The 26,831-nt window shown below is 41.2% G+C and carries 15 protein-coding genes; 6 read left to right on the forward strand and 9 right to left on the reverse strand.

The window, feature by feature from the left end; translation table 11 throughout:
• On the forward strand, window positions 1–538 hold a 538-nt coding region (locus tag HP439_RS04925), incomplete at its 5' end, for an alpha/beta hydrolase family protein (protein ID WP_172389232.1).
• A 400-nt stretch (window positions 539–938) separates the two neighbouring features.
• The gene (locus HP439_RS04930; RefSeq protein WP_172389233.1) at window positions 939–1,271 is read left to right on the forward strand and encodes a hypothetical protein; all 333 of its coding nucleotides are present in this window, start codon (window positions 939–941) and stop codon (window positions 1,269–1,271) included.
• Between the two features lie 438 nt (window positions 1,272–1,709).
• Here the strand turns inward: HP439_RS04930 and HP439_RS04935 are convergent, their stop codons facing one another.
• Together HP439_RS04935 and HP439_RS04940 are read right to left on the reverse strand one after the other, a co-directional pair.
• Complete coding sequence (locus HP439_RS04935; RefSeq protein ID WP_172389234.1) at window positions 1,710–2,570, reverse strand: hypothetical protein; 861 nt, start codon at window positions 2,568–2,570, stop codon at window positions 1,710–1,712.
• 185 nt (window positions 2,571–2,755) lie between these two features.
• Window positions 2,756–2,995 carry a hypothetical protein gene (locus HP439_RS04940; protein ID WP_172389235.1) on the reverse strand — a complete coding sequence of 80 codons (240 nt, stop codon included), beginning with the start codon at window positions 2,993–2,995 and terminating at the stop codon, window positions 2,756–2,758.
• 412 nt (window positions 2,996–3,407) lie between these two features.
• On the opposite strand from HP439_RS04940, the gene HP439_RS04945 reads away from it, so the two are divergent.
• Window positions 3,408–6,491: a SusC/RagA family TonB-linked outer membrane protein gene (locus tag HP439_RS04945; protein ID WP_172389236.1), complete on the forward strand. Its 3,084-nt coding sequence runs from the start codon at window positions 3,408–3,410 to the stop codon at window positions 6,489–6,491.
• 18 nt (window positions 6,492–6,509) lie between these two features.
• Window positions 6,510–8,189, forward strand: coding sequence for a RagB/SusD family nutrient uptake outer membrane protein (locus tag HP439_RS04950; RefSeq protein WP_172389237.1), 1,680 nt, complete (start codon window positions 6,510–6,512; stop codon window positions 8,187–8,189).
• Between the two features lie 241 nt (window positions 8,190–8,430).
• On the opposite strand, the gene HP439_RS04955 is transcribed toward HP439_RS04950, so the two are convergent.
• Genes HP439_RS04955 through HP439_RS04975 form a run of 5 tightly spaced genes read right to left on the reverse strand, consistent with a single transcriptional unit; the run spans window position 8,431 to window position 18,237 of the window.
• A complete protein-coding gene (locus HP439_RS04955; RefSeq protein ID WP_172389238.1) occupies window positions 8,431–10,617 on the reverse strand; it encodes a hypothetical protein in 2,187 nt (728 codons plus the stop codon).
• 35 nt (window positions 10,618–10,652) lie between these two features.
• Window positions 10,653–11,483, reverse strand: a complete 831-nt coding sequence (locus tag HP439_RS04960) for a DUF3823 domain-containing protein (protein WP_172389239.1) — start codon at window positions 11,481–11,483, stop codon at window positions 10,653–10,655.
• 4 nt (window positions 11,484–11,487) lie between these two features.
• Window positions 11,488–13,548 carry a RagB/SusD family nutrient uptake outer membrane protein gene (locus tag HP439_RS04965; RefSeq protein ID WP_172389240.1) on the reverse strand — a complete coding sequence of 687 codons (2,061 nt, stop codon included), beginning with the start codon at window positions 13,546–13,548 and terminating at the stop codon, window positions 11,488–11,490.
• Between the two features lie 46 nt (window positions 13,549–13,594).
• A complete protein-coding gene (locus tag HP439_RS04970; RefSeq protein ID WP_172389241.1) occupies window positions 13,595–16,759 on the reverse strand; it encodes a SusC/RagA family TonB-linked outer membrane protein in 3,165 nt (1,054 codons plus the stop codon).
• A gap of 11 nt (window positions 16,760–16,770) precedes the next feature.
• Window positions 16,771–18,237: a glycoside hydrolase family 76 protein gene (locus tag HP439_RS04975; RefSeq protein WP_172389242.1), complete on the reverse strand. Its 1,467-nt coding sequence runs from the start codon at window positions 18,235–18,237 to the stop codon at window positions 16,771–16,773.
• A 338-nt stretch (window positions 18,238–18,575) separates the two neighbouring features.
• On the opposite strand from HP439_RS04975, the gene HP439_RS04980 reads away from it, so the two are divergent.
• Window positions 18,576–18,968, forward strand: coding sequence for a hypothetical protein (locus tag HP439_RS04980; RefSeq protein ID WP_172389243.1), 393 nt, complete (start codon window positions 18,576–18,578; stop codon window positions 18,966–18,968).
• 186 nt (window positions 18,969–19,154) lie between these two features.
• A complete protein-coding gene (locus HP439_RS04985) occupies window positions 19,155–21,068 on the forward strand; it encodes a tRNA wybutosine-synthesizing protein 4 beta-propeller domain-containing protein (RefSeq protein ID WP_172389244.1) in 1,914 nt (637 codons plus the stop codon).
• Window positions 21,069–21,164: 96 nt separating this feature from the next.
• Here HP439_RS04985 and HP439_RS04990 read toward each other — a convergent pair whose 3' ends face one another.
• Both HP439_RS04990 and HP439_RS04995 read right to left on the reverse strand, forming a co-directional pair.
• Window positions 21,165–22,544: an NAD(P)-binding domain-containing protein gene (locus tag HP439_RS04990; protein WP_172389245.1), complete on the reverse strand. Its 1,380-nt coding sequence runs from the start codon at window positions 22,542–22,544 to the stop codon at window positions 21,165–21,167.
• A gap of 397 nt (window positions 22,545–22,941) precedes the next feature.
• Complete coding sequence (locus tag HP439_RS04995; protein WP_172389246.1) at window positions 22,942–26,796, reverse strand: TIM-barrel domain-containing protein; 3,855 nt, start codon at window positions 26,794–26,796, stop codon at window positions 22,942–22,944.
• Between the last annotated feature and the right edge of the window lie 35 nt (window positions 26,797–26,831).

The following is a 26,831-nucleotide window of genomic DNA, read 5'->3' on the forward strand; positions in this document are numbered from 1 at the left end:
TGCTTGGCGAAAATCTATCTATAGGAAGATTGGTCGTTTAAATATTCGCGATCAGGCAATGGGGGCGAAAGAAGTATTTAAATTCGGCTTTGTTGATACAACAAGGGTAGCGGTTTGGGGATGGTCAGGAGGTGGAGCGTCCACATTAAACCTGCTCGGGCAATATCCAGAGATCTACCAGACAGGGATCTCAATTGCCCCTGTTACCAACCAACTTCTATATGATAATATCTATCAAGAACGATATATGGGGCTTCCTCAAGAGAATAAAGAGGACTTCGTAAATGGATCCGCGCTTACGTATGCAAAAAACGTGAAAGGAAACCTCCTGTTGATTCATGGTACCGGAGACGATAATGTACATTATCAAAATGCGGAGGTATATATTAACGCTTTGATTGAGCACAATATCCCATTTCAGATGATGTCCTACCCTAATCGCAGCCATTCGATCAGCGAGGGTAAAGGTACTTCTGCACATTTGGGCACAATCTACACTCGGTTTTTAAAAGCGAATTGTCCTCCGGGCGGGCGATAAAATGGGTATGCACTTTATAGAAAGGCATTCTGTTAACCGCAGGATGCTTTTCTATTTACGATGTGTCGGTGGACCTTAAAAATGGTTTTTTCCTATTCTTTGTTGCATCCATGATTATGCTACTTCTTTTCGATTACAAGAAACGATAACAAACCATACTTACAGGGGATTATATTTGTTTGTAGTTTTTTATCGAAAAATTATTTTTAAAAATTTGTCTTAGTGTTAAAAATACACTATCTTTGTATCATCATAATTTAGGTTTATAATTGGTTAGCTAAAGGTTTTCATTCTCCCCGTTTGAAAACCTTTTTTTGTATGTTGATTTCGTTGAACATTTCTATTTAAATATTTGTTAACTTTAGGAATAAATCAATATGTAACTTTCAATATTTAGTTTATGATTCATACAGAAAAAACCTTAAGTGAAGTTATCAATATTTTAAAAGAACGCGGTTATACAATGGATTACAATTTGCTCGAAGTGCAAGAATCTTATATAACTGGCGGCAAGAAAGTTAATATAAATGATCTTGTAATCGACAGAATTTATCGTTTTGCTCCAATGAACGATGTAGACGATGAAGCAATTCTATATGCAATGCACAACAAGAATGACGACACCAAAGGTGTATTCGTAAATGGATACGGCATATCAGCAGACGAGCAGGCTACCGCGATTATTCGACAAATACCAGACCCAGGGCATGCTGAAGATGACTGGAACAGTTAACGCATCTTATAAAAAATAAAAAAATAAAACAAAATTGTATTTGACTGGTTTTATTAATATCACTGGTAATTTGTGAGCTGCATGCTGAATGTATGGGGTATTGCAATTAATACCAGATTATAGAAGCCCAAAATTTTTACATTTTGGGCTTCTTCATTTTTCAAGAAAGCTATAAAAATGTTAAAAAACGTTAAGAACATAGTTTCGTTATACTAGCGAAGAAACTAATGCGTTTTAGATGTATAATTTCATAATTTAGGTTAATAATTGGTTTGGTAAAATCCTGGAGCTCCCCGCCTCAGGATTTTTTTTATTTAAAGAACGCTGTATTTAGTCTCCTCCAAATGACGGATGCTTTTGCGAAAAACTAATGATTTGTAAAAAGCGTTGCTATAATTATCGAGCTATTACAAGATACAGTCGGCATAACTCTGTATTTTACAACTTACTAATCCTTACGTTACTGATAAATATGTTGGATTCGTTTTTCTCATTATTGACCCCTATATAGAAATACTTTTTTGTCGCCGGATCGATCATTTCCGTATCCAAAACTTTGTACTCATTGACATACGCGCTCATTCTATCCCCTTCTACTTTGAGTTTTACTTTCATTATATCATTTACGAAATACGACATGTTCGCCTCTATCTCACTTTTCTTATTCGGAGTGACCTCGTTACTGTTAAAGTTAAAATGGTTAAATTGGTAGGATGCCTCAATGTTTACCGGGTTTTGGTAGGCTAGGTAGTAATGACGACCAACCCCTTGTTGGTAATCAAAGCCAAAATCCACTTGAAACTTGTTTTCGCTTGAAGAGAGGGTTAAAAGATCGAACTCGACAGTGAAATTCTCCGGGATACGTACAAGCGGCTTTATTTTGTATGTATTGGCATCAAATAACTTTAGCCAAGCTCCGTCGAATCCTTCAACAGCTTGTACGGTCCCCGTACCATTACTCGTCCATTTGCTAGCCATCTTCCCCATCTTTTCTTCCGAAAAATCATCAAAAAAGATTACCTCATCGCCTCTAATAAAATCATTTTCAAGTAATGGTATATTTTTAAACGGGCCCGTCTGCCCTGATGATCGCGTAGATATATCATCGTTAGGTGCCATTTCTGAAGGGTTTGCTGTGGCGGAGGGCGACGAAAGAACATCTTCCAGCCCTTTATCAATAACTTTCTCAGCCCTTTGTTCGAGTTTTTTTCCGATATTTTTAAGGATCTGCGACTGGGCGGGGGTCGAAAACATTAAGCACCCCGTCAATGCCAAGCATCCATAAGCGATTCGCTTCATAATAATTTCAAAATTTAAGTCTGTAGTAATATTGTTTTCAGGTTGAACCTGATGAAGTAAATCTAAACAATTATAGGCAATAATAAAGGAGGAAATTAAAAACGAGACCAATTTTCAGCTTTGTTGGTACCATCTGCCTGTTGTAATCTTGCTGGTATCAATCACTAAATAGCCTTTAAATTAGGTTAACGCGACTCAACTTTGAAAATCAGATCCTGAACTCTCGTTCGTATTCTCAATGGGAGCTGTTCGTAGGCTTGTTGATCCAAACTAAAAACTTCTCCGCCATCCTCAGTACGGTGAAAGAAATAATCTCGCAGACTATCTTTGTCTGTTTCCTGGGTGCTGAAATAGAATGCGTATTCAGTGTCGACAACACTAATCACATATTCTAATTTTTCTCTATTAAGATGTGTGATATCCATAATCGTTACCGTCAATATTTTATAATTCACGCACATAGGTGCGTTACTAGAGATAACAAAAAAAAACCGAATTAGTTATTTGTCATGTTGAATAAATGCGTTTTAATTAGTTTTATTCTGTTTTTTCTTGCCGCTACGGTAAAAGAAGATTCCATATTACGGAAACGTTGTCGGTAACGATTGCGTAGTTTTTAGCGGCACATGTGCATCGAATACTACTTTTATTTACCTACATTCATCTAAGCTAATCAGAACACACGTGAGTAAACCTCATTGGTGAAACCTTTATAAACTACGAATATGTTTGACAACCAGAAACGACGATTGATGACTTGGTATGGTGTCCCTTGAATGATGCCGAAATAACCATTGAACAACAGAAAACTAAAGTAATAACCAACTTATAAATTTCATGAAAAACCTATTATTAATGTTTGTACTCTTCTTTTATGGAGGGTATGCAATTGGGCAATCAAGTGAGTTTAGTGGCCTTGTCACTGACGTTACGGGAACCGCGCTGGGAGGCGTGAGTGTACGTGTCACCGACGCCAACAATGGAACGAGTACTGCCGATGACGGCACCTTTAAATTTATGGTCCAATCTACGCAACCGGTTACACTACAATTCTCCTTAATCGGTTTCAATACAAAGGAACTTCAGGCCGAGCCCGGTAAAGCACTAATGGTTACATTAGAACCGAGTGATGAAGTGGCATTGGAAGAGGCTGTTGCAGTCGGTTACGGAACCGTACGAAAATCGGATCTTACGGGCGCAGTAGGCACAGTTCAAGGAAAAGATCTCCAGGCTAGAGGTACAACATCCGCTATGGCCGCCCTTCAAGGAACAGTTCCGGGGGTAGATATTAGCAGTAATTCAACACGTCCCGGGGCGACATTCAACATACAGGTACGTGGCCAAAACTCCCTTCAAGCGGGCAACCCCTTGTACATCGTTGACGGGATCGCGACTTCTAATATTGACTTTTTAAACCCAGCTGACATTGCACAGATCGACATCTTAAAAGATGCGTCGTCCACGGCAATATATGGTTCCAGAGGGTCCAATGGAGTCGTGATCGTCAAAACTAAAAATGCGAATAGCCCCGGCAATACGAGATCGACCATAACCTATGACGGGTATTACGGAATTCGAAAGCTTGCTCGAATTCCGAAATTTATGGATGGACGCGAATGGGTCGATTTCCGAACTTCTGCATTTTACACTTATGCCAACGAAAAGTATAATTTAGCTAACCCGGAAACAATTCTTCAAAAATCGCCGCTGCTAGAAAATAGATTATATAACGAGGATTACGAAGATTGGCTGGGATTAGGTACCCAAAGCGGACGGCAACAGAATCATTATATTGGTGTCGCCGGTGCTTCCGACAAGCTAGACTATAATCTGGGAGTTGGGTATCAACAGGAAGAAGGTAACTTCATTAAGGAGCAGCTGGATCGTTATACACTCAAACTGTCGGTTCAACATCGATTCTCAGATATGTTCACCTCGGGGGCGAGTATTAATTTCGTACATAGCGTGAATAATTTCGGTAGCCAGTATGGTTACAGAGATATCCTGCGGATGCCAAATATTTTGGGTGCTTATGATGAGAATGGGGAACTTATCCCCCAGCCAGGGATTGCGTCTGCGATTCAAGGACTAGGAAATTTCACAAGTTCCCCTAATCCGCTTAACGAGATTAACAGCGGTACGGAAGAGATTCGGCAATATGATGTTCTATCGAGCGTATTTGCAGAACTGCGCCCAATGAAAGATCTATCGATACGCAGTTCCTTTCTTCCACGGTTTAATAGAACCCGTACAGGCCAATATTATGGCGTAGTTCCGGGAACCCGTAATCAAGATCAAGCATATCAAAATAACGAGGAGTCTTTAGAATGGACTTGGGATAATGTTATCAATTATAAAAAACAGTTCAATCAGGACCATAAACTGGACTTGTCATTGATACAAAGTGCCTATAAAACACGTTACGAGAATCTTTCCGCAGAGTCAATGGATCTCCCCTACCCGTCTTGGTGGTATAACCTATATAGCGGAAAATTTGTATCGGACGGATCTAGTTCTTCGTATACAGAAACTAGTTTACTTTCGTTTGCCGCTCGTGCAAATTACGATTACAAAGGACGTTACCTGTTAACCGGTACAATCCGCTATGACGGGAGTTCAAAATTGAAAGATAAGTGGGCCGCCTTCCCTTCTGCTGCGTTCGCCTGGCGTATTTCTGAAGAACCGTTCATGCAAATTAATGCAATCAACGATTTGAAAGCGCGCGTAAGCTGGGGGTACTCAGGAAATAACAATGGAATAAATCCTTTCGGTACTCAACAAGGGCCTCAAACAGGCTCTTTAGTTTGGTATGACTACGACGGCGCTGTGTTGTCTGGATTCGCACCGGGAAGACCGGTTAATCAATCGCTGACATGGGAAAAAACACGTGAAGTAAATTTTGGATTAGACTTTAGTTTATTCAACAACCGCGTGCAGGGTAATATTGATCTGTATGATAAATTGTCAGATGGATTACTCATGCAGCGGACCTTAACAATTGAATCGGGTGTCGACTACATGATCGATAACATCGGATCAGTGAATAACCGAGGTATCGAAGTCGGCTTGACTACCACAAACATTGACCAAAATGACTTCCGTTGGACGACGTCTTTTATGTTCTCGCATAACAAAAATGCCATACGTAGCCTATATGGTAAAAAAGAAGATGTCATTGCTGAGCAGCGTTTTATCGGCCAACCGATCAATGTTATCTACGACTATCGCATGATCGGACTTTGGCGTATGGATCAAATTGATCAGGCTGCCACGTTTGGCCAACAACCCGGCCAAGCGATCGCTCAAGACATGAACGGCGATGGTAATATCACTCCCGAAGATCGAACAATTCTTGGCGGTCCGGATCCTTCGTGGATAGGCAGTTTTACAAACAATTTACAATATAAAAACTTCGATTTTTCCTTTAACTTATACGCGAGACAGGGTATGTTTATTTCCTCTCCTTTCCTAGACGAGTTTGGTCCTAACAGCACGCAACGAGGTAGACCTAAAATTGAATACGACTATTATGTGCCACCTGGTGTACAGCGCTATGACTGGACAAACTGGGACACAAACCCTGATGGTAGTCCCAAAGCTGTTTGGGGTACCAGCGGTGAAGGGAATGAAAATGCAAAGTACCCGCATCCGCAAAATAAGGGACCATACTATGGCAATAATGGGCGTTATACCTCTGCATCATTCGTCAAGCTTCGAAATATTGTGTTGGGTTACAGTTTACCTCAACATGTCATCTCCAAATGGAAAATGTCGCAGTTCCGTATATATGCAAACGTATTAAACCCGTTGGTTTTTACTTCTTACGAGGGGTGGGATCCGGAATATGCGACAACTTCACTCGAAGAAGGAAATGGTCCAAGCAGTATTACCTATCAATTAGGTGTTAACATAAGGTTTTAAAAATTAGGAATGAAAATCATGAGAATACTAACATATATCACCCTCTTTGCCGGCCTGCTACTAAGTGGTTGCTCCAAGTTTTTAGATGAAGATAATAGAGGTGGAACGAATAACGATGAATTTTACAAGACTGAGGCTGGGTACACAACGGTGGTCACTGCTGCTTACGGTTCGCTTAGAACAGTTTTTGGAGATACACCCTGGCTTCTTCTAGCGGGGACAGATACCTACCAAATGAATCGAGGATTTGATAATCGTGCGATGATGGAATATACGCAACTCTATGCGGATAATAGTGATGTCCTTAACTTTTATACGAATTGCTATAGCGCAATACAAACGACAAATATTGCGATATATTATAACGACATTGTCGAAGCGGACGTTGAACAAAAGACAGCGTGGTTGGCGGAAATGCGCTTCTTACGCGCTTTTTACCATTTCCAACTAGTCGAGCAATTCGGCGGAATCGTCATTAACAACGAACCGACTCTAGGGGGACCGCGCATGGAACTCCCGCGGGCCTCGCTACAAGAATCTTATGATTTCATAATCAGTGAAATGGAAGCTGTTGTCGATCAGTTGGGGGATGATAAATCCCGCGTTAGTAAAACGGCAGCGAAGCACTATTTAGCGAAAGTATATTTGACCCGTGGATGGGATTTGGACAGTGATGCTGACTTTGAAAAAGCAAAACAATACGCGTCCGAAGCAATCAATGGATATACAATTAGTATTCCGTATGAGCAGCTGTGGGATCCAACTAACGAAATGAACGAAGAGGTCGTCTTTGCAGTGCAGTATGACCTCGAATCAATCCCAAGTACCGGATCGGGGAACAACCAACAGTCCTTATTCGGTCCATACCTTGGTGGCGCTGAACTCAATCATAAATACATGACATCTGCGTTTATACCTTCGTGGAGCTTACACAATTATTACACCGAGAACGACGCTCGCTATGAAGCAACTTTTATGTTGACTATCTATGATCAATATTTTGACTATTACGACGCAACGAAAGATAAAACCGTGATTCCAATTCGCGCGTATTATCCACGCGTCTGGGGACGTGAATTTACCAAGGCTGATTCATTAGCATGGGCCGCAGATAAAGGGGATCAAATTGCATCCAACTTCCGGTATTATCCGTTTAAATATAATGAACAGGCGTACAGGGCAGCATACCAGATTGATATGAGTACGCCTGTAATCAAAAAATTTGATAGTCCTAAAACAAGAAATGTATTCGATACCAAAGCCAGCATTCGTGATATCGTGTTGGCACGAAAGGCAGAAACTTATTTTCTATATGCTGAGGCCTGCATCGGTTTAAATGATTTTCAAACCGCGGGACAGTATGTAGACAAGGTGCTAGCCAGACCAGGTAATGCTAAAGATGGTGGTTTACTCGCTCCTATTCAGAGTATCGCTGGAGCAAACAATCAGAGCGAGGCGCTCGACGCGTATTTAATTGAAAGTGCGAAAGAGTTTATCGGCGAGTATATTCGCTGGCCAGAACTTCGTAGAACTGGGAAACTCAAGGAGTTCTGTGCTAAATACAACTACGATATAAAACTGGTCGGAGTCGATAATGCATTTAGAGGAATTGACGGATCAGATAAACTATATCGTCCAATTCCACAATCAGCGATTGATATCAACGAGACGCCTATTGAACAAAACCCAGGATTTTAACTGGTCTGTTAATAGGGTGAGAGAGCTATATCACAAACTGCTGGTATAGCTCTTTCAATAAATTTCAAGCATTCTAATTGAGCCGGATCTGATGGATTTGGTCAGACGGATTAGCGGTGAAAAGGGTCGATTTGAATAATCAAACCGACCCCTTAACACAAAACTACTCAACAAACGATCTTAAAAAATATCTTACAATTAGCTATTTCGAGATGTATTGACAACGCATTGTTTTATTAAACTACCAGGTAATATGTACGGTTACACCATCTGGGTCATTTTCAAAGGCTAGTAAATAGGTGCGTGAAATCGCATCCCAATTCTCCTTATCGAATTTGTCTACGCCGTTGACCAATACTTTTTTAGCAACTTTTGGCAATAATACACGTGCGATGTTGCTGGTATTAATGGGACTTTTAGCGATAAATTGATACCCATTACGACTAACCTGCTCTTCATATATCCTACTGGCTGAGGCTAATACCTGAGGCGTATTTCTATTTTCTACCCGTTCAACGTTCAGAAAGTATCCCTGTTCACCGGGTTTTATTGACCGCGTGGTGTATACCGGTAATTTGGGATCAAACAGGTCGATAAAGATTCCGTCCATTTGGTAGGGCTCATTGCTCACACCTTCGTCGAGCACTGCAATTAAATCAAACATGCCTCGTTGCAAATAGAAATTATTTTTAAAGGTTAGCTTGCTGTTTCTAGAATCATAGAACGTCCGTACGGATTCAATTAAGCGCTGACTATTATTTTCGCGAAGGACAAAGTCTTTGGGGTCTGCACGCAAGATATTGACGGCTCCTTTTCCATATTGAAAAACACCTCCCTCAACTCTATCTTTTATATTTATACCCATTTTTTTAAAAAGATGTTCTGAAGGTGAAGCATAACTGTTTCCTTTAGTATTCCACCATTCCTGGACAGTCTGGAAAGGATCCGTGTCTGTTCCACAATAAATAAGCTTACCACCGTTTTTGACCCAACTCGCGATTTGTTCGTGCGCTTTGGGGTCCAATGGTTTCATATTGGCATATGTCATTAGAAGCACCTTGGTTTGCGCAAGTGCTTCTGGATATCCTAAATTTTCGATATGAACGGTTTTGACTGGTACGCCACGTTTGAGAAGTGGTAGAGCCAGTCCGTAGAAATTTGCTAATTGTGGATCGTCGTAGCCGTCATGCGTTGGGAAGCGCTGGAACATCAGCGAGTTTGCCATCAACACACTGACGCCTGCGGATCCGGATAGTTTGTTCTCACTTAAAGGCATCTGGTTCAAAGAATTTACCATTACCTGCATTTGCGTGGAATAATGGCGGGGTATTTTTTCCTTTTTCTCACTATTTGCTGCTGTTCGATATAACCCCTCGTATATCCGTTCGGGCCATGGCATAATTTCATAGTCTGCAATTTGGGGATAAAGGAGCTGCGCTGTGAACGTTGCTTGATAATTTTTTTTGTAATCGGACCAGTCGCGTGGCCAATCTTCAATAGGATCAGTTAAGAAAAACATTTTACGGCCGGTAGGTGCCGTCATCGATTCCATCGACCCGTATTCTAAGTAAGCAGTTTCAAACACTCGTTCTTTCTCTTTACCGTTGAAAAAGTTAGGTTCCCTGGAGGTGCCTGTCCAAACTTGAGCGATGTATCCGTCAACAACAGGCAATGATGCGAGCTGTGCTTCGGGGCTGACAATCTTCCACTGAGAATAGTTTATCAGTGAATGGGTAGGGACATAACATTTAACGTCAATACCTTTAGTTTTTCCATATTCTTTCGCGTAGGTAAACGCTTCATTTAATGCCTTTAAATATAATGCATATTTTAATTTGTTCGCCAAGTAAGTGTTTTCGGGTGATTCATGCTGAGCACGCCAGTCGAAACCATAATACTTTTTCCACTCTCGTTTGAAGGCTTCACTATAACCGGCTCTTGCCCAAAACTCTGGCTCCTCCAGAAAAATTGCGTCGATCCCGGCATCGATTACCGGTTTGATATGTTTCTCTTTGAGGTAAGTTAAAAAATTGTCCGTTGGAACTATATAAGGCACCATATGACCATGCCAAATGGTATCCTGTTCCATGGTCACTTGCCCCTCATCGAGATGAGGCTTTCCATCCCAATCCCCTGTAAAATAGTCTTGATACTCGCCCCAAGCAATACCCGTCATAAAGTGCGGGATATATCCCCTATCTTTCCACGATTTTACGCGCTCAACAAAAGGGACTCGTTTCGATTTGTCTGATGGATTTCCGCCAACCCCGTAGATCATTACTGCGTCAGCACGATTATCGATGGTAGGTTTCCACTCTCGTGAGGTCTGAAATGTTGTTTTTACGTTATCTACCGTCTGTGAGTGGACGTGGTTTACGATAAATGTCGAAAAAATCACCCCAGCAGTTAGTTTAAAGTTTATTTGCATAGTATTATCTAAGAATTAGATTTTAAATCGGATAGTTACGGTATAACTACGACTTTCGCCTCGTTATAGTTCCACCTTCGCGTCCCGGTTCCCCTTGGTGTATCAAAATTTATACGTGATGCGGCGCGAACATATACCGTACGACCGGCAGGAATTTCGCCACTGGACACCAACGTTATAGTCTCCCCTAGCATTGGATCGAAGTCAGTACCGCTATATTCTAGTTTACTTGACCATCGTTCGTCACGAGCGCGATATCCTACTGAGGATGAATAGCTCACGAAAAGCTGCACGTCCGTGATATTCACGAAGTCTTCATTGTAGTTACCCATAGGCTCCACTTTAGCGCGGAAGTCTTCTTTGGTTACACCTCGCTCAACTTTCACTTTTACCGAGATCTTCCCATTTTCCACTACTGGTTCTCCTACCCATTGAACGCGAAGAAACGGTTGTACTTCGAAACGGACAGTGTTCGTGCCGCTTAGATCCATATATTTACTTTCATCTGCTAGCACTTTACCATCAGCCGCTTCACGTACAATTGGAATAAAAGGTCCATCTACAGTGATATTATAATGTCCCGCAAAGAGCTTGGTATTTAGAAATGTCCCGTCAGGCTTGCAAAAAAAATCTGGATTATGTTCAACGTTATCACCCCAACTTAGCTCTGTAAGGCGAACACGAATACCTTCTCCGCCTTGGTCGGTAAGGACTGGATCCCCCGACAGCACGTCAACCACCTCACCAGCCAAAGTGACGTCGGGCGCTTCGAAATTATCACGCTCGAAAAAGCTACATGCACTAAACATACTCGTAAAGAGGATGAAGCTACTTAAAAATATTTTATTTATTACCATCTGTTTCATTGCTTTATCTGTTTGGTTGTTGATCAATTACGGCACTTTTAGCCACCTCTCCACTAGGGATTGAGAAATAATAATCTAACGGGGTATAACCAAATGTTTTTGAGGAAACCCACTGAAAACGAGCATCAAAAAAATATTTGCCCTCCTGTATCGAAAAGAATGGATAAAGACCTCGGAAACGGAAATTTTCATTGTTACTGTATTTTTCTTTAGGGCGTTCCTCTCCCCAAAAGCCGTTACGTCCTTCGTAGTGTAATACCCTCCACCGACGTAAATCCCATTTTGTTTTATGTTCGAAAGCAAGTTCTTTCCGCCGTTCCTTGCGCACGAGATCTCTATCGTGCGAAGATGAAGTAAGTGGTCCGTTGAGGAGCTCAGCTCCGGCACGCTCGCGAATCTCGTTTATAGCAGTTGTCGCAACTTGTAGCATGTCACTACCGTCAGGTGATGCAACACCTGCAGATTGAAGTTCAACAGCAGCTTCTGCTGCGTTTAGTAAAACTTCAGCATAGCGCATTAAAATAAAGGGTTGTGCGGATTTGCCTTCGCCAATTTCTGTCGTAGGACTAGTTTGAAGCCATTTTCGAAGATATAGACCTGTTACCGTTGCTTCCGCGTTATCGTAAAATGGACCATTTTCCCCGGCAGCAGGCATCAGCTGCCCTTGGTATTCTACATGTTCCTGACTGCTCCCATCGCGGGGGCTAAGGTAGAGCTGTTTAGGACTTTGTGTATAGGCTGCTAGATGTTGATAACGGGTGTCCGCTGTGTTATAAGCGTAGTTGTTAAACAATGGCTTTACCGGAGTTTCTCCTGTATATATACCACCGCGTACTTCAATTTGTTGACCTCGGAACTGGTCTCCTGGAAAAATTACGTATGCACGTAAGCGCGGCTCTGCGTTTTCGAAAAAATCCATCGGCTCATCATACATCACGTAGTTTCCGTCGGTATTTGTGCTACCTGTTGTAACCCGAATTGATCCGTCAGGATATCTAGGGAAGCCATCGAAGAGCTCGATAAAGTCAAGCGTTGGACATGTGCCAGCTGAGAGTGGCGAGCGAAAGGTAAAAGGTGAACTATAGGCATCAAGACCATGCGTGAGAGTGGGAAATAAATATTCTTTTACATAAATATTCTCGGGACTAGTGAGGTCGCTAAACATGTCTACCATGTTTTGGTATTGTGCCTCTTTATCATCGGCTTGCCACCGCTTTTTGTAGAGGGAGTATCCCCCTTTAGTCATCACCTCACGTGCGGCTTCATAAGCCTCAAGAAAATATCTGTTCGAGGCTTGCTGCCAGCTGTCGTCATCAAAACCTATAACGCGTACATTTGTTTTCTCTCCAAGTCCGGTCAGCCTTCCGGAAACAGTCTGATTATATTTTGCCACACTTCCTGCATAGAGCATTGCCTGCGATTTAAAAGCTAAGGCTACATATTTATTAGAATATCCCTTTTTTGGACTTTGTGGAAGCATGAGTTCTGCTGCTTGATCAAAATCTGAAAGAATCTGATTCCATGTCTCTTCCTCGCTGGCACGCGGCACTTCCATCTCTTGCGCCTCGGCGGGGTACTGAATAACACTGGTTACTAACGGAATTCCTCCAAATCGGCGCGCCATCGCATAGAATGTGGTTGCACGAACATAATAAGCTTCCCCGAGGTAATGTTTATACTGATCTTCCGCAAATTCAGCTTGGTAATTAGGAAGCGTTTCAATTAGATGATTGGCGTCGCGGATCAATTCGAATGCTTGTCCCCAGTAGGCTGTACGTTCGCCGGTGAACGATGCTGTAATACCATCTCTATTTACGGCCTCTCCCGTTCCTTCGATACCAAGCGAAGCAAGCCAACCGTTATACTCTAACCCCCATTGGGCCATGTATTTGAAGTCTTCAAAAGGCATATGACTGTACATCCGAGCAATATAAATATCCATCCCGGCAGGCGTGTTCAACAGATCATCATCTGTCACTATATTTTTAGGTGTAATATCCAGCTCAACACAAGACGAAATGCCTAATATGCTGGCTATAGATAAAATAATTAGAATTCTTCTCATCGTATTTCTTTTAATATAAATGTCGTAATCGTAGGATCACTAAATTTTAGTAGCTGATCGAAAGTCCAACGGTAAACGTTTTGTTAAGCGGGTACATACGCCCTAAATCATCGTCCGGATGTTCGGGATCGACAAATCGAACTTTGGTTAACGTAAACAAATTATAGGCGTTAGCAAATACGCGCATACGCAATGAAGATAGAGGTGGTAAAGTGTAGCCTAGTTCGACACTCTTTAGACGTAGATATGATGTGCTCACCCGATTAAATTGCGAATTTGCTTTTGGATACCGACCCGTATAACCATAGTAACCCTCCACCCATTCAATAGACGGATCGTACGGATCGGCTGTCGGATCCACCGGGTGCCACCTATCCAAGTATTGAGTCAGAGTTCCTCCACCGTTGCTTCCCCAAATCGCATATAACGGCTCTTTATATTCCATCGATCCCAAGGCAGACCCCTGGAACAAGAGCGCTAAATCGAAGTTCTTGTATGCTGCCTCTAAGTTCATTGAAAAGTTTAACCATGGCGTTTGATCGAATGCAAAAGGATGTTCATCCTGACCGTTAATTTCCCCGTCACCGTTCCAGTCTAAATACTTGTAATCGCCAGGCAAAGCGTCTCGCTCGGTATAAACAGGATAATTTCGAATATCGTCCCAGCTCGTATACCGTCCTGCCGATTCATATCCAAATTGGAAACCTTGGTATCTGTTATTTAGATTGTCGTTACGCCAGCGGTCGTAAGAATTTTTGTATGGACCGTTCTGTACAGCAGTAAGGTATTTGTTACGTGTTATGGTTGCTATCCCCTTTAGACTGTATTGGAAGTCGCCAATCTTATTTTTATGCCGAAGCTCGAGTTCTAATCCGAAATTCTGATCGCTATTAGCATTTTCAAGCGGTGGTGTCGTTCCTAATACGGTGGGGAATAGTCCAGTACGGCGTTGGAACAATCCCGAGCGGCGCCGATCGAAATAATCTAGTGTAAAACCAAACAAGTTGTTCCATCCATCGAAGTCCACACCGACGTTAAAGGTTCGAGCCTCGTACCAGGTAATTGCTTGGTTCGCTATCGCTTTACGTGTCACCCCAGTTACAAATTTATCGCCGAGCATATATCCTGGCGCATATTGGTTGAAGTAACCATTTTCTGAATTCCCGCTGGTTGAAGGATAAATATAACCCGGGATCCAACCAAAGTCCCAGTCATTTGAAAGATCATCGCCAAGCACACCATAGCTGGCACGAACTTTAAATTGGTTTACGAAGTCTAATGCATCGACATCCTGAAAGAATGGTTCTTCAGAGATGCGCCATGCCGCTGAAGCTGAAGGGAAAAATCCCCATTTGTTTCCCGAGGCAAACCTTGAAGATCCGTCGTAACGAAACTGACCTTCCAGTATATATCGACCTTTATAATCGTAATTTGCACGGCCAATAACAGCGGCTTTAGCTTCGTCGTAATAATCCCCTAACCCGCCGGACATTCCTGTCATCTGCCCATCTTCCACTCCGGAAAGGAGTATATCTGAAGCAAACGCAAGATTTTTCATACCGTAGAAGTTGTCACCGTCGTTTTTTTGAACCTCCCAACCTAACAACCCTCCGATAGTATGGTCATCGGAAAACGTGCGGCTGTAGTTTAAAACGAATTGACCTAGAAGCTGCTGTTTTTCGTAAAATTCGCGGCGTAAACGATTGGGGCTGCTCAAATCAAATAGTTTTTGATTGTAGGTGCCTGATACTGGATCTAGGGCATATTGGAAATATTCTTTGCGGAAGCTACTGTTATTATCTGTGCGATAGTCATAGGAAACCAGCGCTTTAGCCGACAGTCCCGTTAGTGAAGGAGTAAAAACACCTAAATCGAAATTCAGGACAGCCGAGGATTGTAAAGTTTTCTTTTTGTAGCTTCTATATCCTGAAATATCTGAATCTATCATCCCTACTGTATTTTGTTCCAGGTCAAGTCCTTCATAGTTTAGCATTGTGCCTTCGGGATCAGCATATGCAGGAAACAACATTCCTTGCTTCCAATAGTTCCGAATAATATCTACTGCACTGTAATAAGGATTGTTTTGGACATCGGACATTCCACTTAAATTGAGTTCCAGTTTAAGTCCTTTCGTTAGTTCAGCACTTATATTTGAACGCAGATTGGTTTTGTTATAGTTCAAATCGCCGGTTTTGAAAAATCCTTCTTGCGATGCATATCCACCTCCGATGTAATATTGCACTTTTTCACTTCCTCCAGAAAAACTTATATCGTGAGATGTTTGTGGTGATACTTCGGAAAACACCAAGGAGGTCCAATCGGAAGATCGACGTTCTCCGTTTCGATAAGCCTCAAAATCGTCAGGTGTGTAGATGATACTACCTCCGTTAATATTATTCATGGATTTTTCATTATAAAGCGTCATCGCATCGATAGCATTTGCAAGATATGGCAATCCAGAAGGGCGCTGGAACGTGAAGGAACCATTATAGCCGATAGCGACTTTACCTTCTTTTCCTTTTTTAGTCGTAACGAGCATAACACCGTTTGCCGAGCGTACTCCATAAATAGACGCAGCACCGTCTTTTAGTACCGAAACATTATCGATATCATTTGGGTTAAGGCGTTGAAAATCTTCTATAGAACGCGGTACACCGTCGATAATCACGAGGGGCGCCCCCATTCCACGAATATCAAAATTTGCTCGATAAGATCCCGGTTCGGCACTTTTTTGCCAAACACGAACACCGGCGATGCGGCCAGCAAGCATATTTTGGGGATTCTCGTTCTTTGTCGCGCGCATCTCGGTTCCCTGAATATCTGAAACTGCGCCGGTGAGTGTTACCTTCTTTTGTGTACCATAGCCTACCACGACAACTTCATCGAGATATTCTTCGTTTCTGTTGAGCGTAACATTCACCTGATTGTTGCCCCCAACGACTGTTTCCAAGTTATCGAATCCAATAAAAGAAAACAACAAAATTGCATCCGCGGGGACCGATAAGGAGTACCGCCCGTATACGTCTGTGCTCGTACCTATTTCCGGGGACCCCTTCACCGTTACCGAAACCCCAGAAATTGGAGCCTTATCGATATCGGTCACCGTTCCCGTCACATTTTGTTGTGCCAGAAGTATAAAGGGTATCAGAACCATAACGAGTAAGCTTAATACACGTCGACTCGGTATTCTATCACATAATTTGATTAGCATAAATAGTTAGATTATTTCTGATTAATATTGTTTTCAAACTCATAACGGGCCAATAGCGCATATTCTGCAGCGAATGTAAACTGAAACATACCCTCAACGCCACGGCCCTTTTCACTATCTCCCCACCCTTTAAGTAGGTCTGTGGGGAGTAATCCTTGCTGCTTAAATTGACTAAAACCGTAGTCCAGGTTTTTTTGAAAGCTGGTGATCGCAGGAATTGCTGCGGAGTGGATATTATGGACATCCATGAAACCGCGTAGAAGTACTCCGTTGAACCAGTTGCGAAATCCCTCCGTTCCGTAACTGTAATAGCCAGGAAGATCCTTGTCTAGACTTGCAAAAACTCGGAAGCTCGCCTCGGATAAAGTTTTGGTATGATTCAAATATTTTTCATCGCTTGTTACGCGAAAAAGATCCGCCCCACCAGATAGCATGGTCCCGCTGTTATATGTATAGGCCTCTCCCGCAGGTTGAGTTAATTGCGTACTAGCCCGGTAGCGAACTCCGTTAATGGTCTCGTAAACAATTTTGCAATCGCCGCAACCGCCCATCATATCGGCATATACGCCGTCTTGATCGAGTAGTTTGCTGTATTGCCAATCGTACACCTTTTTAGCATAATCTAAATAGTAGGTGGATTTTGGTTTCATCACGCTTACCCTCGTTTTATGGTCTTGAGCATCGATAAATCGGTATTCGATTTCTGCAGGTTTATCCGCATATATTTCATGTAACCAAACCAGTGGACTAATAATTGGCCCGTTACTACAAGCGTGCTTTGTAACATACCCCGGTCCCCAAGGTATACCACCATTCTCATCGCCCTGTTTGTCCAATGTAGTATCCCAGCCATCAAGGACGTAAGCGGTAAGATATTCCGCTTTTTGTAGATAGCTCTCCTCACCTGTTAATCGGTAGGATTCCAATAATTCTCGGATCAACCACATCTGATCATCGTACACGTTTAATACACCAGTCACGTTCGCTTTACCCTTCTGATTTACTCTATCAACGGCGTATACAGACCAAGATTTGGTTTGCGTAAATGAGGTAAGTTCAAACGTACCTAGGTAATAATCGGCGTTATCGTAAAGACGGGAAAGTAAGTTTGTATAGCGAGAAAACTGCGCATCATATAACTTAGAATAGCCATTCTGTTTGGCGAGCGTTAAGCTATGTAATACTGCATTAACCGATTCAATCGCGCTGGTATACATCCATACACTGCCGCGTTCCTCGGAGCGGACCGCCGTAAAAGGATTGTAAAAGCGGCTCATAACCATTTCCTCTCCTGTAAAATAAAATAGCATGGCCGTGTCGATAATTCCCATTGCACGCTCTAGGTTGCGAAGTCCCAGATCACTTGTTTTATCTTCTAATGGATTAGACCTGTTTATGTCTGTTTTCGAGCTACAGCCGAAACTTACTACAGATAGTAATGCGAGAAATAGCAATGAAGCTAATTTTTTATGGTTCATTATAAAGGTGTTAAATGCTCGATTTGGTTAGAATCTTGTTTATAATTTAGCATCAATATTAAGCGCTATAGATTAAAATTTGGGTTAAAAAATCACTATTAACCCAAAAAAATGATTTAACCCATAGATTTAAGCTTGCGGAATATTATTTTATTTAAAGGTTGGACAGCTTCAATTCGGATCGAAAAGCTAAATCGATTTTACTTCTTGTTATTATTTAACTAATTTTACGTATAAATCAATTAGAGATAATCATTGTGAAAGGAGTTTGGCGGTTAATTGAGAATTTTAGCAGTAAGCTAATTCGTTTGTTCTTGCTAGTATGTCTTATTTGGTTCATGATATTAAATATAGATGGTGTTTCCGGTCAAGGTTTACAATTTAACGGCGGACACAAGCCTATAAATGAGCGTACGTCGGTTGAATTTTTCCACGAATATCAGGCTGAATTCAAGCATCAGCTCGATATAAAATTTGAACTAGCGTTGAATAACTTGAACCCGATTGGGTACGTTCTCCGTATAAAAAATAAGGAACGCGCCACGATTTTAAATCTTCACTATGATGAGGAAGGCGATGATGCGGTACTACGTCTGAATGAAGAAGGAAAAACTAGTCTCATTACTCTAACTATTAAAAAAGAAAATTTACATAAACAGCGCTGGTTTCCAGTGCATATTCACCTCGATATGGATAATGATAAAGTTTCATTATCTGCAAATTACACGTAGCTACGTAGCCAATCGGTCGATCTGCCCAGAATATATAATCCATCGATCATTTTCGGAAAAAGTGATCATCTGATCGATGTACCCCCTATTGCTATCCGGAATCTTTCAATTGGAAATGACGAGAGATCGTACGTTTTCCCATTTCTAGAACACGTAGGAACGTCTGTTCACGATAAAAATGGTACCGTGTTAGGGAAGGTAAGCAATCCTATATGGTTAATAAACGATTCTTATCATTGGAAAAACACCTTTAAGAAATCTTCACTCCAATACTCGGGATCTGATTACAATAAACTCAAAAGCGAAGTATATTATTTTAACAAGGACAGCATAACTATTTATAGTATACGGACGAACGAATCTAAAAGTTTCAAGTTTGCCTCTCCTTGTCCGGTTAATATTCTACTAGGAAATAGCTTCGTTGATGAGAAAGCTAACAAGTTGTATGTGTACGAAACATTTTATGAGAAAAGCTACAATGGACCTGCGGTTGCTAGCCTCGATCTGTCAACACTTTTGTGGGCTGCTGAGAGTAATAATAAACCTAATATTGAGCTTCATCATCACAGTTCTTTTTATAATGCGAAAAGTGGCACATTTACGCTATTTGGCGGGTACGGTGCAATGCTCTATAGTAACCAGTTTTACAGATATTCAATAAAAGATGGTACATGGAGAACTCTGCCTACTTTTCAAGGCGACCATATTATTCCCCGATATTTTAGTTCTGCAGGTTACCGGTCGGACAACCCGGACATAGTTTACTTGTTTGGAGGAATGGGCAATGAGGCGGGAAAACATATCATTGGTAGAAAATATTTTTACGACCTCTATGAACTAGATATGAAAAAAGGCGAGTTGCGTAAGAAATGGGCATTACCGGGCGAACAGGTCGACTTCGTCCCTGCTCGCGGGATTGTCATTCCCAATAGTAATCATTTGTATTTACTGGGGTATCCTGAGCATTTAACCAACTCCTTTATCAAATTGTATCGTTATAATATACACAATGGGCAGCATGTAATTCTAGGCGATTCTATTCCGATATTCTCTGATCGGATATCCACGCGAGCGAAGCTATACTACGATGAAATTCAAAAAAAACTAATAACACTTGTCCAGGAATCTGCTGACGATACTAGCTCCACGTTAACAGTATTTGCTCTTGATTTCCCGCCGATATCGGAAGGTTCCTTAAATGCGTTTCCTCAGCGTGCTAATCCTACGATGAAAATTGTATTATCAACGCTAGGCCTCCTTCTGGCTTCGGGTTTGGCACTATTTATACGCAATACTAAAAAAAGTCTCTCAATAATAAAGAAACCCGATACGGTGGAGGTAAAACCGAGTGTCCAGGCCGAAGAAAGAAAAAAGAATTGCATTCTTCTTTTTGGTGATTTTACGGTTATAAACCAAGACGGTAGGGACATTTCACATCTTTTTAGTCTTCGCCTAAGACAGCTTTTTTGTTTATTACTTTCCAAAACAAACGACAATGGTATTAGCTCTCAACTTTTAAACCATATGCTATGGCCAGATAAAGAAAAAGAAAAGGCAAAGACATTGAGAGGGGTTACTATCAATAACTTAAGAAAAGTACTAAATGAGTTGTCTGGAGCGGAAGTTGTTTTTGATAAAGGACATTTCCACCTGCTGATCACTGGCGATTGTTATTGCGATTATCTTGAATGCATGCGCTTGGTGGCTGAAAAACCGGAAACGCGCAACACTGACCAATACCTCAGTATTTTGTCTCGTGGCAAATTTCTGCTGGGCACTGACGATATCGTGTTTGATAAATTAAAAGAGGAAACAGAATCAACGGTAATTCCCATATTATTGCAGGATCTTCACTTTTCAGCGATAAATAATCGCCCGTATAAAACGATTCAGATTGCAGATTGCATATTTCAGTTTGATCCGATTAATGAGCAGGCGCTTTGCTACTCTATCAAGGCGAAAATCCAAACTAAACAAGAGACTAAGGCGCATGAACTTTACTACCATTTTGCCGCAGATTATCAGAATGTTATGGCGGAGAAATTTACCACTAGTTTCCATGATCTTCTCAAAATTGAATACCGAATAGACAAGGTGTAACCAAAATGATATGTTGATATTTAGTTATATATAGATACAAAAAAAGCCCATGAAATTAATCACAGGCCTTAAACGGTCTATCCCTATTATTCGGTATTAGTTGAGCCGTGCAAGTTCCTTCCCATCTATTATTCCTTCATCGAGATAACGTTGTAAACTATCATCAAGTTCATCCATCCAGGAGGTATGGTGCTCACAAGCGAGTGTACCTGTCATCACCGAGCGATACACCTTGTCTCTGTAATTTAAAATATCCTCTTCTTTACTGTTCAACCATTCTTTAAACATGTCGGCAACTTTATCAAGGTCAAATGTTGGATAATCTGTAAAAGACATAAGGTCTTTAATATAGGCGGTTTGAAAATCAACATGCTCTTCGTTTGTTACTGTATCTGCTTCATTATCTATCCATTTCTTGATATCCGTATTACGGTCGGTTAAGGAAGGTAAATCAACGCGCCCTAAGATGTAGTCGCGTGCAAACCACGCCTGTGCATCAAACATATTGAACGTATAATACTGATCTTGCATTCCCAAGAAAAGAAGCCTCGGATTGAGGTTAAACACGACGCCTTTATACAAATTATCAGGGTATAGGCAGTTTTTTGTCTTCAGGCGGAGATCATCCGGTAAAAAAGGGAATTTGTGCTGATAGCCTGTACAGACGATTACTGCATCAAAATCCTTCTTGCTACCATCCTTAAAGAATGCTGTATTTCCTCTAAAATGTGTTACTAGTGGACGCTCTTCGATTCCTTTGGGCCAGTTCGCATCAATTGAATTGGACCGATAAGAAATCGTGGCGGATTTCGCTCCGTGCTTATAACATTGTACAGCGATATCTTCAGCTGAATAGCTACTTCCTATTATCAAAATATCGTTATCGATAAACTGGTCTGCACTTCTAAAATCATGTGCATGCATAACCGCTCCAGGGAAACTATCGATCCCCTCAAAATACGGAAGATTGGGCGTCGAGAAATGGCCAGTACCGACAACCAAGTAGTCAAAATGCTCTTCGAAGGTAGCATTGTTCTTCACGTCATCGAAAACAACTCGGAATTGTTGTTGGTCTTCCAGGTAATCGACCCAGCGTGCTACAGTGTTAAATTGAATGAATTCACGGGCTTTACTCTTTTTGATACGACCTTGAATGTAATCAAATAGTACTTCGCGTGGTGGATAAGAAGATATAGGTTTCTTGAAATGCTCCAGAAACGTATAATCAGCGAATTCCAAGCATTCTTTTGGCCCGTTTGACCATAAGTATTTGTACATACTTCCATGCAGGGGTTCTCCATATTTACCTACTCCAGTACGCCATGTGAAATTCCACATACCACCCCAGTTATCTTGTTTTTCAAAACATTTAATTTCTGGAATAGGATTACCTTTTTTTTGTTCCGCTTCAAATGCACGTAACATCGCCAGTCCACTCGGACCTGCGCCAATAATACCAATTTTGAAATTGTTCATAAATAAAAATTAAAACCCCTTTAACAAAGGAGTGTCATTAACTATAAGTCCGTTTTGCTTTTAATTAGAAGAATTCATTGAATTCTATAGGGAAACTTCTGTAACAAGGAAGTTTAAAGCGAATAATAAATCGTAAATTATGGATTTTTATAAACCCGATAAAGCAGAATGCTTTATCTTTACGAGCTTCGCTAATTTAGGAAAAACAACTTGAAATAGCAAATTAAATCCACTTTTTTATAAAAACTATACTTTATTTAGCCTTCTCTTGGGAGGAAGGTAATCTTATGTGATTACATATTACTGACAATAATATGAAAAAAAATGCTACAAAAAAATCCCCCCGAAATACAATTTTGTGTATTCCATGAGGGATTTAGGCGTAGGTATTAATATTCTAAAACTTCATACTGTGTAAATTTTTATCCACCAGCATGCCATCGATCACGTGCAGATCGAATTTCACATTCCGTTTCGCTTTAAATTTGATTAAAAGTACAGTTCCATCTTTTGCATTCAGAGCCTCCTTATTCCCAGTGTTTATAAAAGTTGGATAAAGCGCTTTCTGCCCATTACTGTGTAGCCTATCGTTAGTTAGATTTTCCATCTTCCCCGTATTTTTACCAATGATCCCTAGATATTCGAAATCTTGAGCGTTATACGGTAAAGCAAAGGAAAAAGCATTAACGTCCTTCAGCCCTTCGGCATTCATCGAAATCTCAATTGTCTCACCTTTTGCATAGGAAGTTTTTGCCGTCGTTAATGTCAATTTGCCCTTCAGATCGGTGCCGCGGGAGTCCATTACTCCCCCCTTTAGTCTGGTGGCTACAACTGATATGTCGTATGCGTCAATTAACCCATTTTTATTGATATCGCCATTGCTTACGTATCCTTCAAAATCGGCATCTCCTTTCCTTAGTCCTGTATAGTTAATATACGAGGTGAAGTCATTCATGTCGATAAGACGATCATTATTAATATCACCTGGGCGATAGCTTTCCGTTCCGGGAACTTTAAACACATAAATTTCACGTCCTGAGCCGAAATTACCGACAGCTTTTTTAACCGAAATTTTGATGTAACGGACATTCGGCCGCTCCTTGAACGAGAACTCCTTCTTGGTGTCGTCATTAGCCCAATTAAATTCGTCTGCAACAGACCATGATTCTTTATCACTGCTATACGACACGGTGCCTTCCAATAATGTCCCGTTTCCTCTACCCGAACGAGGCAGGTATTGGAACTTATCGATTGTATTAAAACTGTTCAGGTCGATGATTAAATCAAAAGGCACTGCTTTGTCATCCCAGTGCGTATGCCACATGTTACCCTCGTCAAAATCAAATAAATTATTCGCACCTTGGCCACCCTGGTTTCGAGCAGTGGTATTGCCTGTTATTCCTCTGATAGCGAACTCTAATGGATCAGATTTTGTTTTGGCGTTCAGAGTTACCCAATCAGAAACACCATCCTTGTTAACAGCTCTCAACTTAAAGCTATAATCTCTTTCAGCCGTAAGGCCTTCAAATAGAAGTGACGTATCCTTAATATAACTGTAAATTAAACTATCAAATTCGATCTCGTAATAATCGGCATTGGCGACCTTGGCCCAGCTTGGAATTAATGTATAAGCGCTCCTATTTTCTTCGGTAACTTTTGCTTCGGCTGGCGCATTCAGTTCACCTGTGGATAACTTAAACGGATCCTCAGGGCTATAGATAAACCCCTCTATCTCAAGTTTTACTTCTGCCTTGGAAATGTCGGCTGATTGTGTTTTAACAAGCACTAAAGGGTTTTTGACAATCTCCTGATTGCTGAACTGGGAACCATTGGTCGCAAACTTATTCAAGTTTGGTCGTTCCTGATAAAAGAAAACATTTTCTCCGGAATGGAAAGCATCCAGATTTTTTACCTCTTTGAGTTTAATCTTCTTCTTACCAACGGAGGCATTTATCTTTTTAGGTCTGGACGTAACATTTACCCTAAATTCTGTCTTCTTCTCCTTTTTAAATCCTTCGAAATCACCTTTCGCACGATGAACCAAAATAAGAAGGTGACCCTTTTTGTTTAAAGTTGATTCAATTAACGTTGTGGTACCTTGATTGTCTTTATATCTTTGCGTAGTGCCATCATCGTCATATTCCACGAAACTTGAGTGACCGCTTGGGTACAATTCATAGATACGGTGCTCTCTATTAATTTCTGAAACATTGTTATTTGGATTCGTTACAGGAATTATTGCTCCTGCTTTAATAAATACCGGTGTTTTCCAGATAGGTGCTGCAAAATCGTTAAGAACAATATTTCCAGCATAACGATTACCTGTGAAGTAATCAATCCAATTTCCCTCTGGGAGGTAAATTCCATTTCGAATATCATTTCCAAGGGTATCGGCTTTCGTTTCTTGGTAAATTGGAGCTACAAGTATTGATGGTCCGTATAAAAATTGATATTGTGTCGAAGTACCTAAAGTATAACGATTCGGATAGTCAAGCATCATCGCGCGAATCATAGGTTTACCATCCACGGCTTCATGTGCGATACTATATGCATACGGCATTAATTCGGATTTCCATTTCAGGTAGAAGCGATTGATTGAAGTTACAGGCTCGCCTAACGCATGGGGGTATTTTTCATTTGAACCCCATCCATCCATGTTCAATTCCATAGGTGTGAATGTTTTCCACTGAAAGTCACGTGTGTTGACCTTAAAGTTCTTGCCTCCAAATATTCCATCGACATCAGAAGTAATATTAGGCTGGCCCGAAAGTCCTGACCCGATATAGGTAGGAATATGGAATCGTATATATTCCCATTGCCCGCCGGTCTGATCTCCACTCCATATTCCAGCATAACGTTGCGTGCCTGCCCAGCCGTCTAGGGAGATTATAAAAGGACGCGCATTGTTACCGTAATAAGGCATTATATGCGCAACGTCCGCAACGCCATTTAAACCAAAGGAATAACCAGCGCCAACCCAAGCGACATCCGTCTTGAGCACACGTACACCGGCATCACGTACTTCTTTAATAATATCCCGCTGCAATAATGGCTCAATACCTTCTTTTGGGTGAAGGTCTGATTGTGTCCATAAACCGATCTCCACTCCTTTTTGCCGTGCGTAATCGCCCAGCTTACGAAGATTCTCGATGTTTCCATCCAGTGTCGAATCTTGTCCGTAACCTGCACCATACCCGTCATTCGGAAGTATCCATCCTAATGGCATATCGTGATTAGCGTATCGATCTATTACTGCCCGAGCGGAGAATTGGTAATTATTTTTCTCTCCGTTCAAGGATTCCATTGTGCCATCCGTCTGTTTTTGACTTTCTTTATACCGTTTACCATCTTCAAACAAAACACCTTTGTCATCCTGTTTCCAATAATCGCGGTTATACGCATTTAGATGTCCCTGATAGAAACCAAATTTTGGTAAGAGGACCGGGTTACCGGTTAGTTGATAAAAGTCGTTCAGAATTCCGACAGGCGTTTCACTTACCATTATGAACAGATCAAGGTAGGTTCCATCATGAGTAAGTCTAACCTGGCCTCTTTGGGTATTTCCAAAATCATACTTCCCTTTTTTGAATGTGTACCACATGATTCCATAGCCTTTGGTAGACCAATAAAATGGTGTCGGAGAGGCAACACCTCCGTCGGTCCAGCTGTTCGTGTTCTCAATCGCAATCGTTCTCCCCTTATGGGAGAAACGGCCATTTTGCACTCCCCCACCAAAAAAGTATTCTTTGGGGTCCTCCTTTAGGGTGACCGTCACGTTTTTATTATCAAATTCTATAGGAGCAGTTGTCTGCAATACAAGTTCTTTACGCTTATTATCGTAAACTCTTAATAAAGATGTCTGTTTATTAATTTCAATTGTAACAGATTGTGTCTTAACATGCCATCCGCCTTCTTCTAGGGAAATCTTTAGATCCTTGACGCCTGCTCGTGGGTTATCTACAAGGATTTGTGCCGCGGGCGATGCCTCGGGGTCACGGACTACACTTGATTTGTTATCTTGAAAAAGCCTAAAAATATTTTCACCATAAAAATCCATTAATAGACTCTGTTTGTTTGTATAACGAACTTGAACAGTCGTTGGATTTAATAGCTCGACAGATTGCACCTGCAGAGTGCTATCTTGTTCCGAAGGAAAACTAGATTGGCTATTTGCGGAAACGGCAAGCGCAGGTGTACCGCATAAAAGCGACATCGTTAATGCCCAAAAGATCTTTTTTTTGTATCTATACATGTTAATATTAAATTCAGTACTATAAATAGGCCGAA

This window comes from Sphingobacterium shayense, assembly GCF_013179575.1.
Taxonomy (GTDB): Bacteria; Bacteroidota; Bacteroidia; order Sphingobacteriales; family Sphingobacteriaceae; genus Sphingobacterium; species Sphingobacterium shayense.

Bases quoted from the DNA above. Each gene is read 5' to 3' on its own strand.
- HP439_RS04965 (WP_172389240.1), bottom strand. From the start codon at position 13,548: ATGAGAAGAATTCTAATTATTTTATCTATAGCCAGCATATTAGGCATT.
- HP439_RS04940 (WP_172389235.1), bottom strand. From the start codon at position 2,995: ATGGATATCACACATCTTAATAGAGAAAAATTAGAATATGTGATTAGT.
- HP439_RS04960 (WP_172389239.1), bottom strand. From the start codon at position 11,483: ATGAAACAGATGGTAATAAATAAAATATTTTTAAGTAGCTTCATCCTC.
- HP439_RS04970 (WP_172389241.1), bottom strand. From the start codon at position 16,759: ATGCTAATCAAATTATGTGATAGAATACCGAGTCGACGTGTATTAAGC.
- HP439_RS04950 (WP_172389237.1), top strand. From the start codon at position 6,510: ATGAGAATACTAACATATATCACCCTCTTTGCCGGCCTGCTACTAAGT.
- HP439_RS04945 (WP_172389236.1), top strand. From the start codon at position 3,408: ATGAAAAACCTATTATTAATGTTTGTACTCTTCTTTTATGGAGGGTAT.
- HP439_RS04955 (WP_172389238.1), bottom strand. From the start codon at position 10,617: ATGCAAATAAACTTTAAACTAACTGCTGGGGTGATTTTTTCGACATTT.
- HP439_RS04930 (WP_172389233.1), top strand. From the start codon at position 939: ATGATTCATACAGAAAAAACCTTAAGTGAAGTTATCAATATTTTAAAA.
- HP439_RS04975 (WP_172389242.1), bottom strand. From the start codon at position 18,237: ATGAACCATAAAAAATTAGCTTCATTGCTATTTCTCGCATTACTATCT.
- HP439_RS04980 (WP_172389243.1), top strand. From the start codon at position 18,576: ATGATATTAAATATAGATGGTGTTTCCGGTCAAGGTTTACAATTTAAC.
- HP439_RS04935 (WP_172389234.1), bottom strand. From the start codon at position 2,570: ATGAAGCGAATCGCTTATGGATGCTTGGCATTGACGGGGTGCTTAATG.
- HP439_RS04990 (WP_172389245.1), bottom strand. From the start codon at position 22,544: ATGAACAATTTCAAAATTGGTATTATTGGCGCAGGTCCGAGTGGACTG.
- HP439_RS04995 (WP_172389246.1), bottom strand. From the start codon at position 26,796: ATGTATAGATACAAAAAAAAGATCTTTTGGGCATTAACGATGTCGCTT.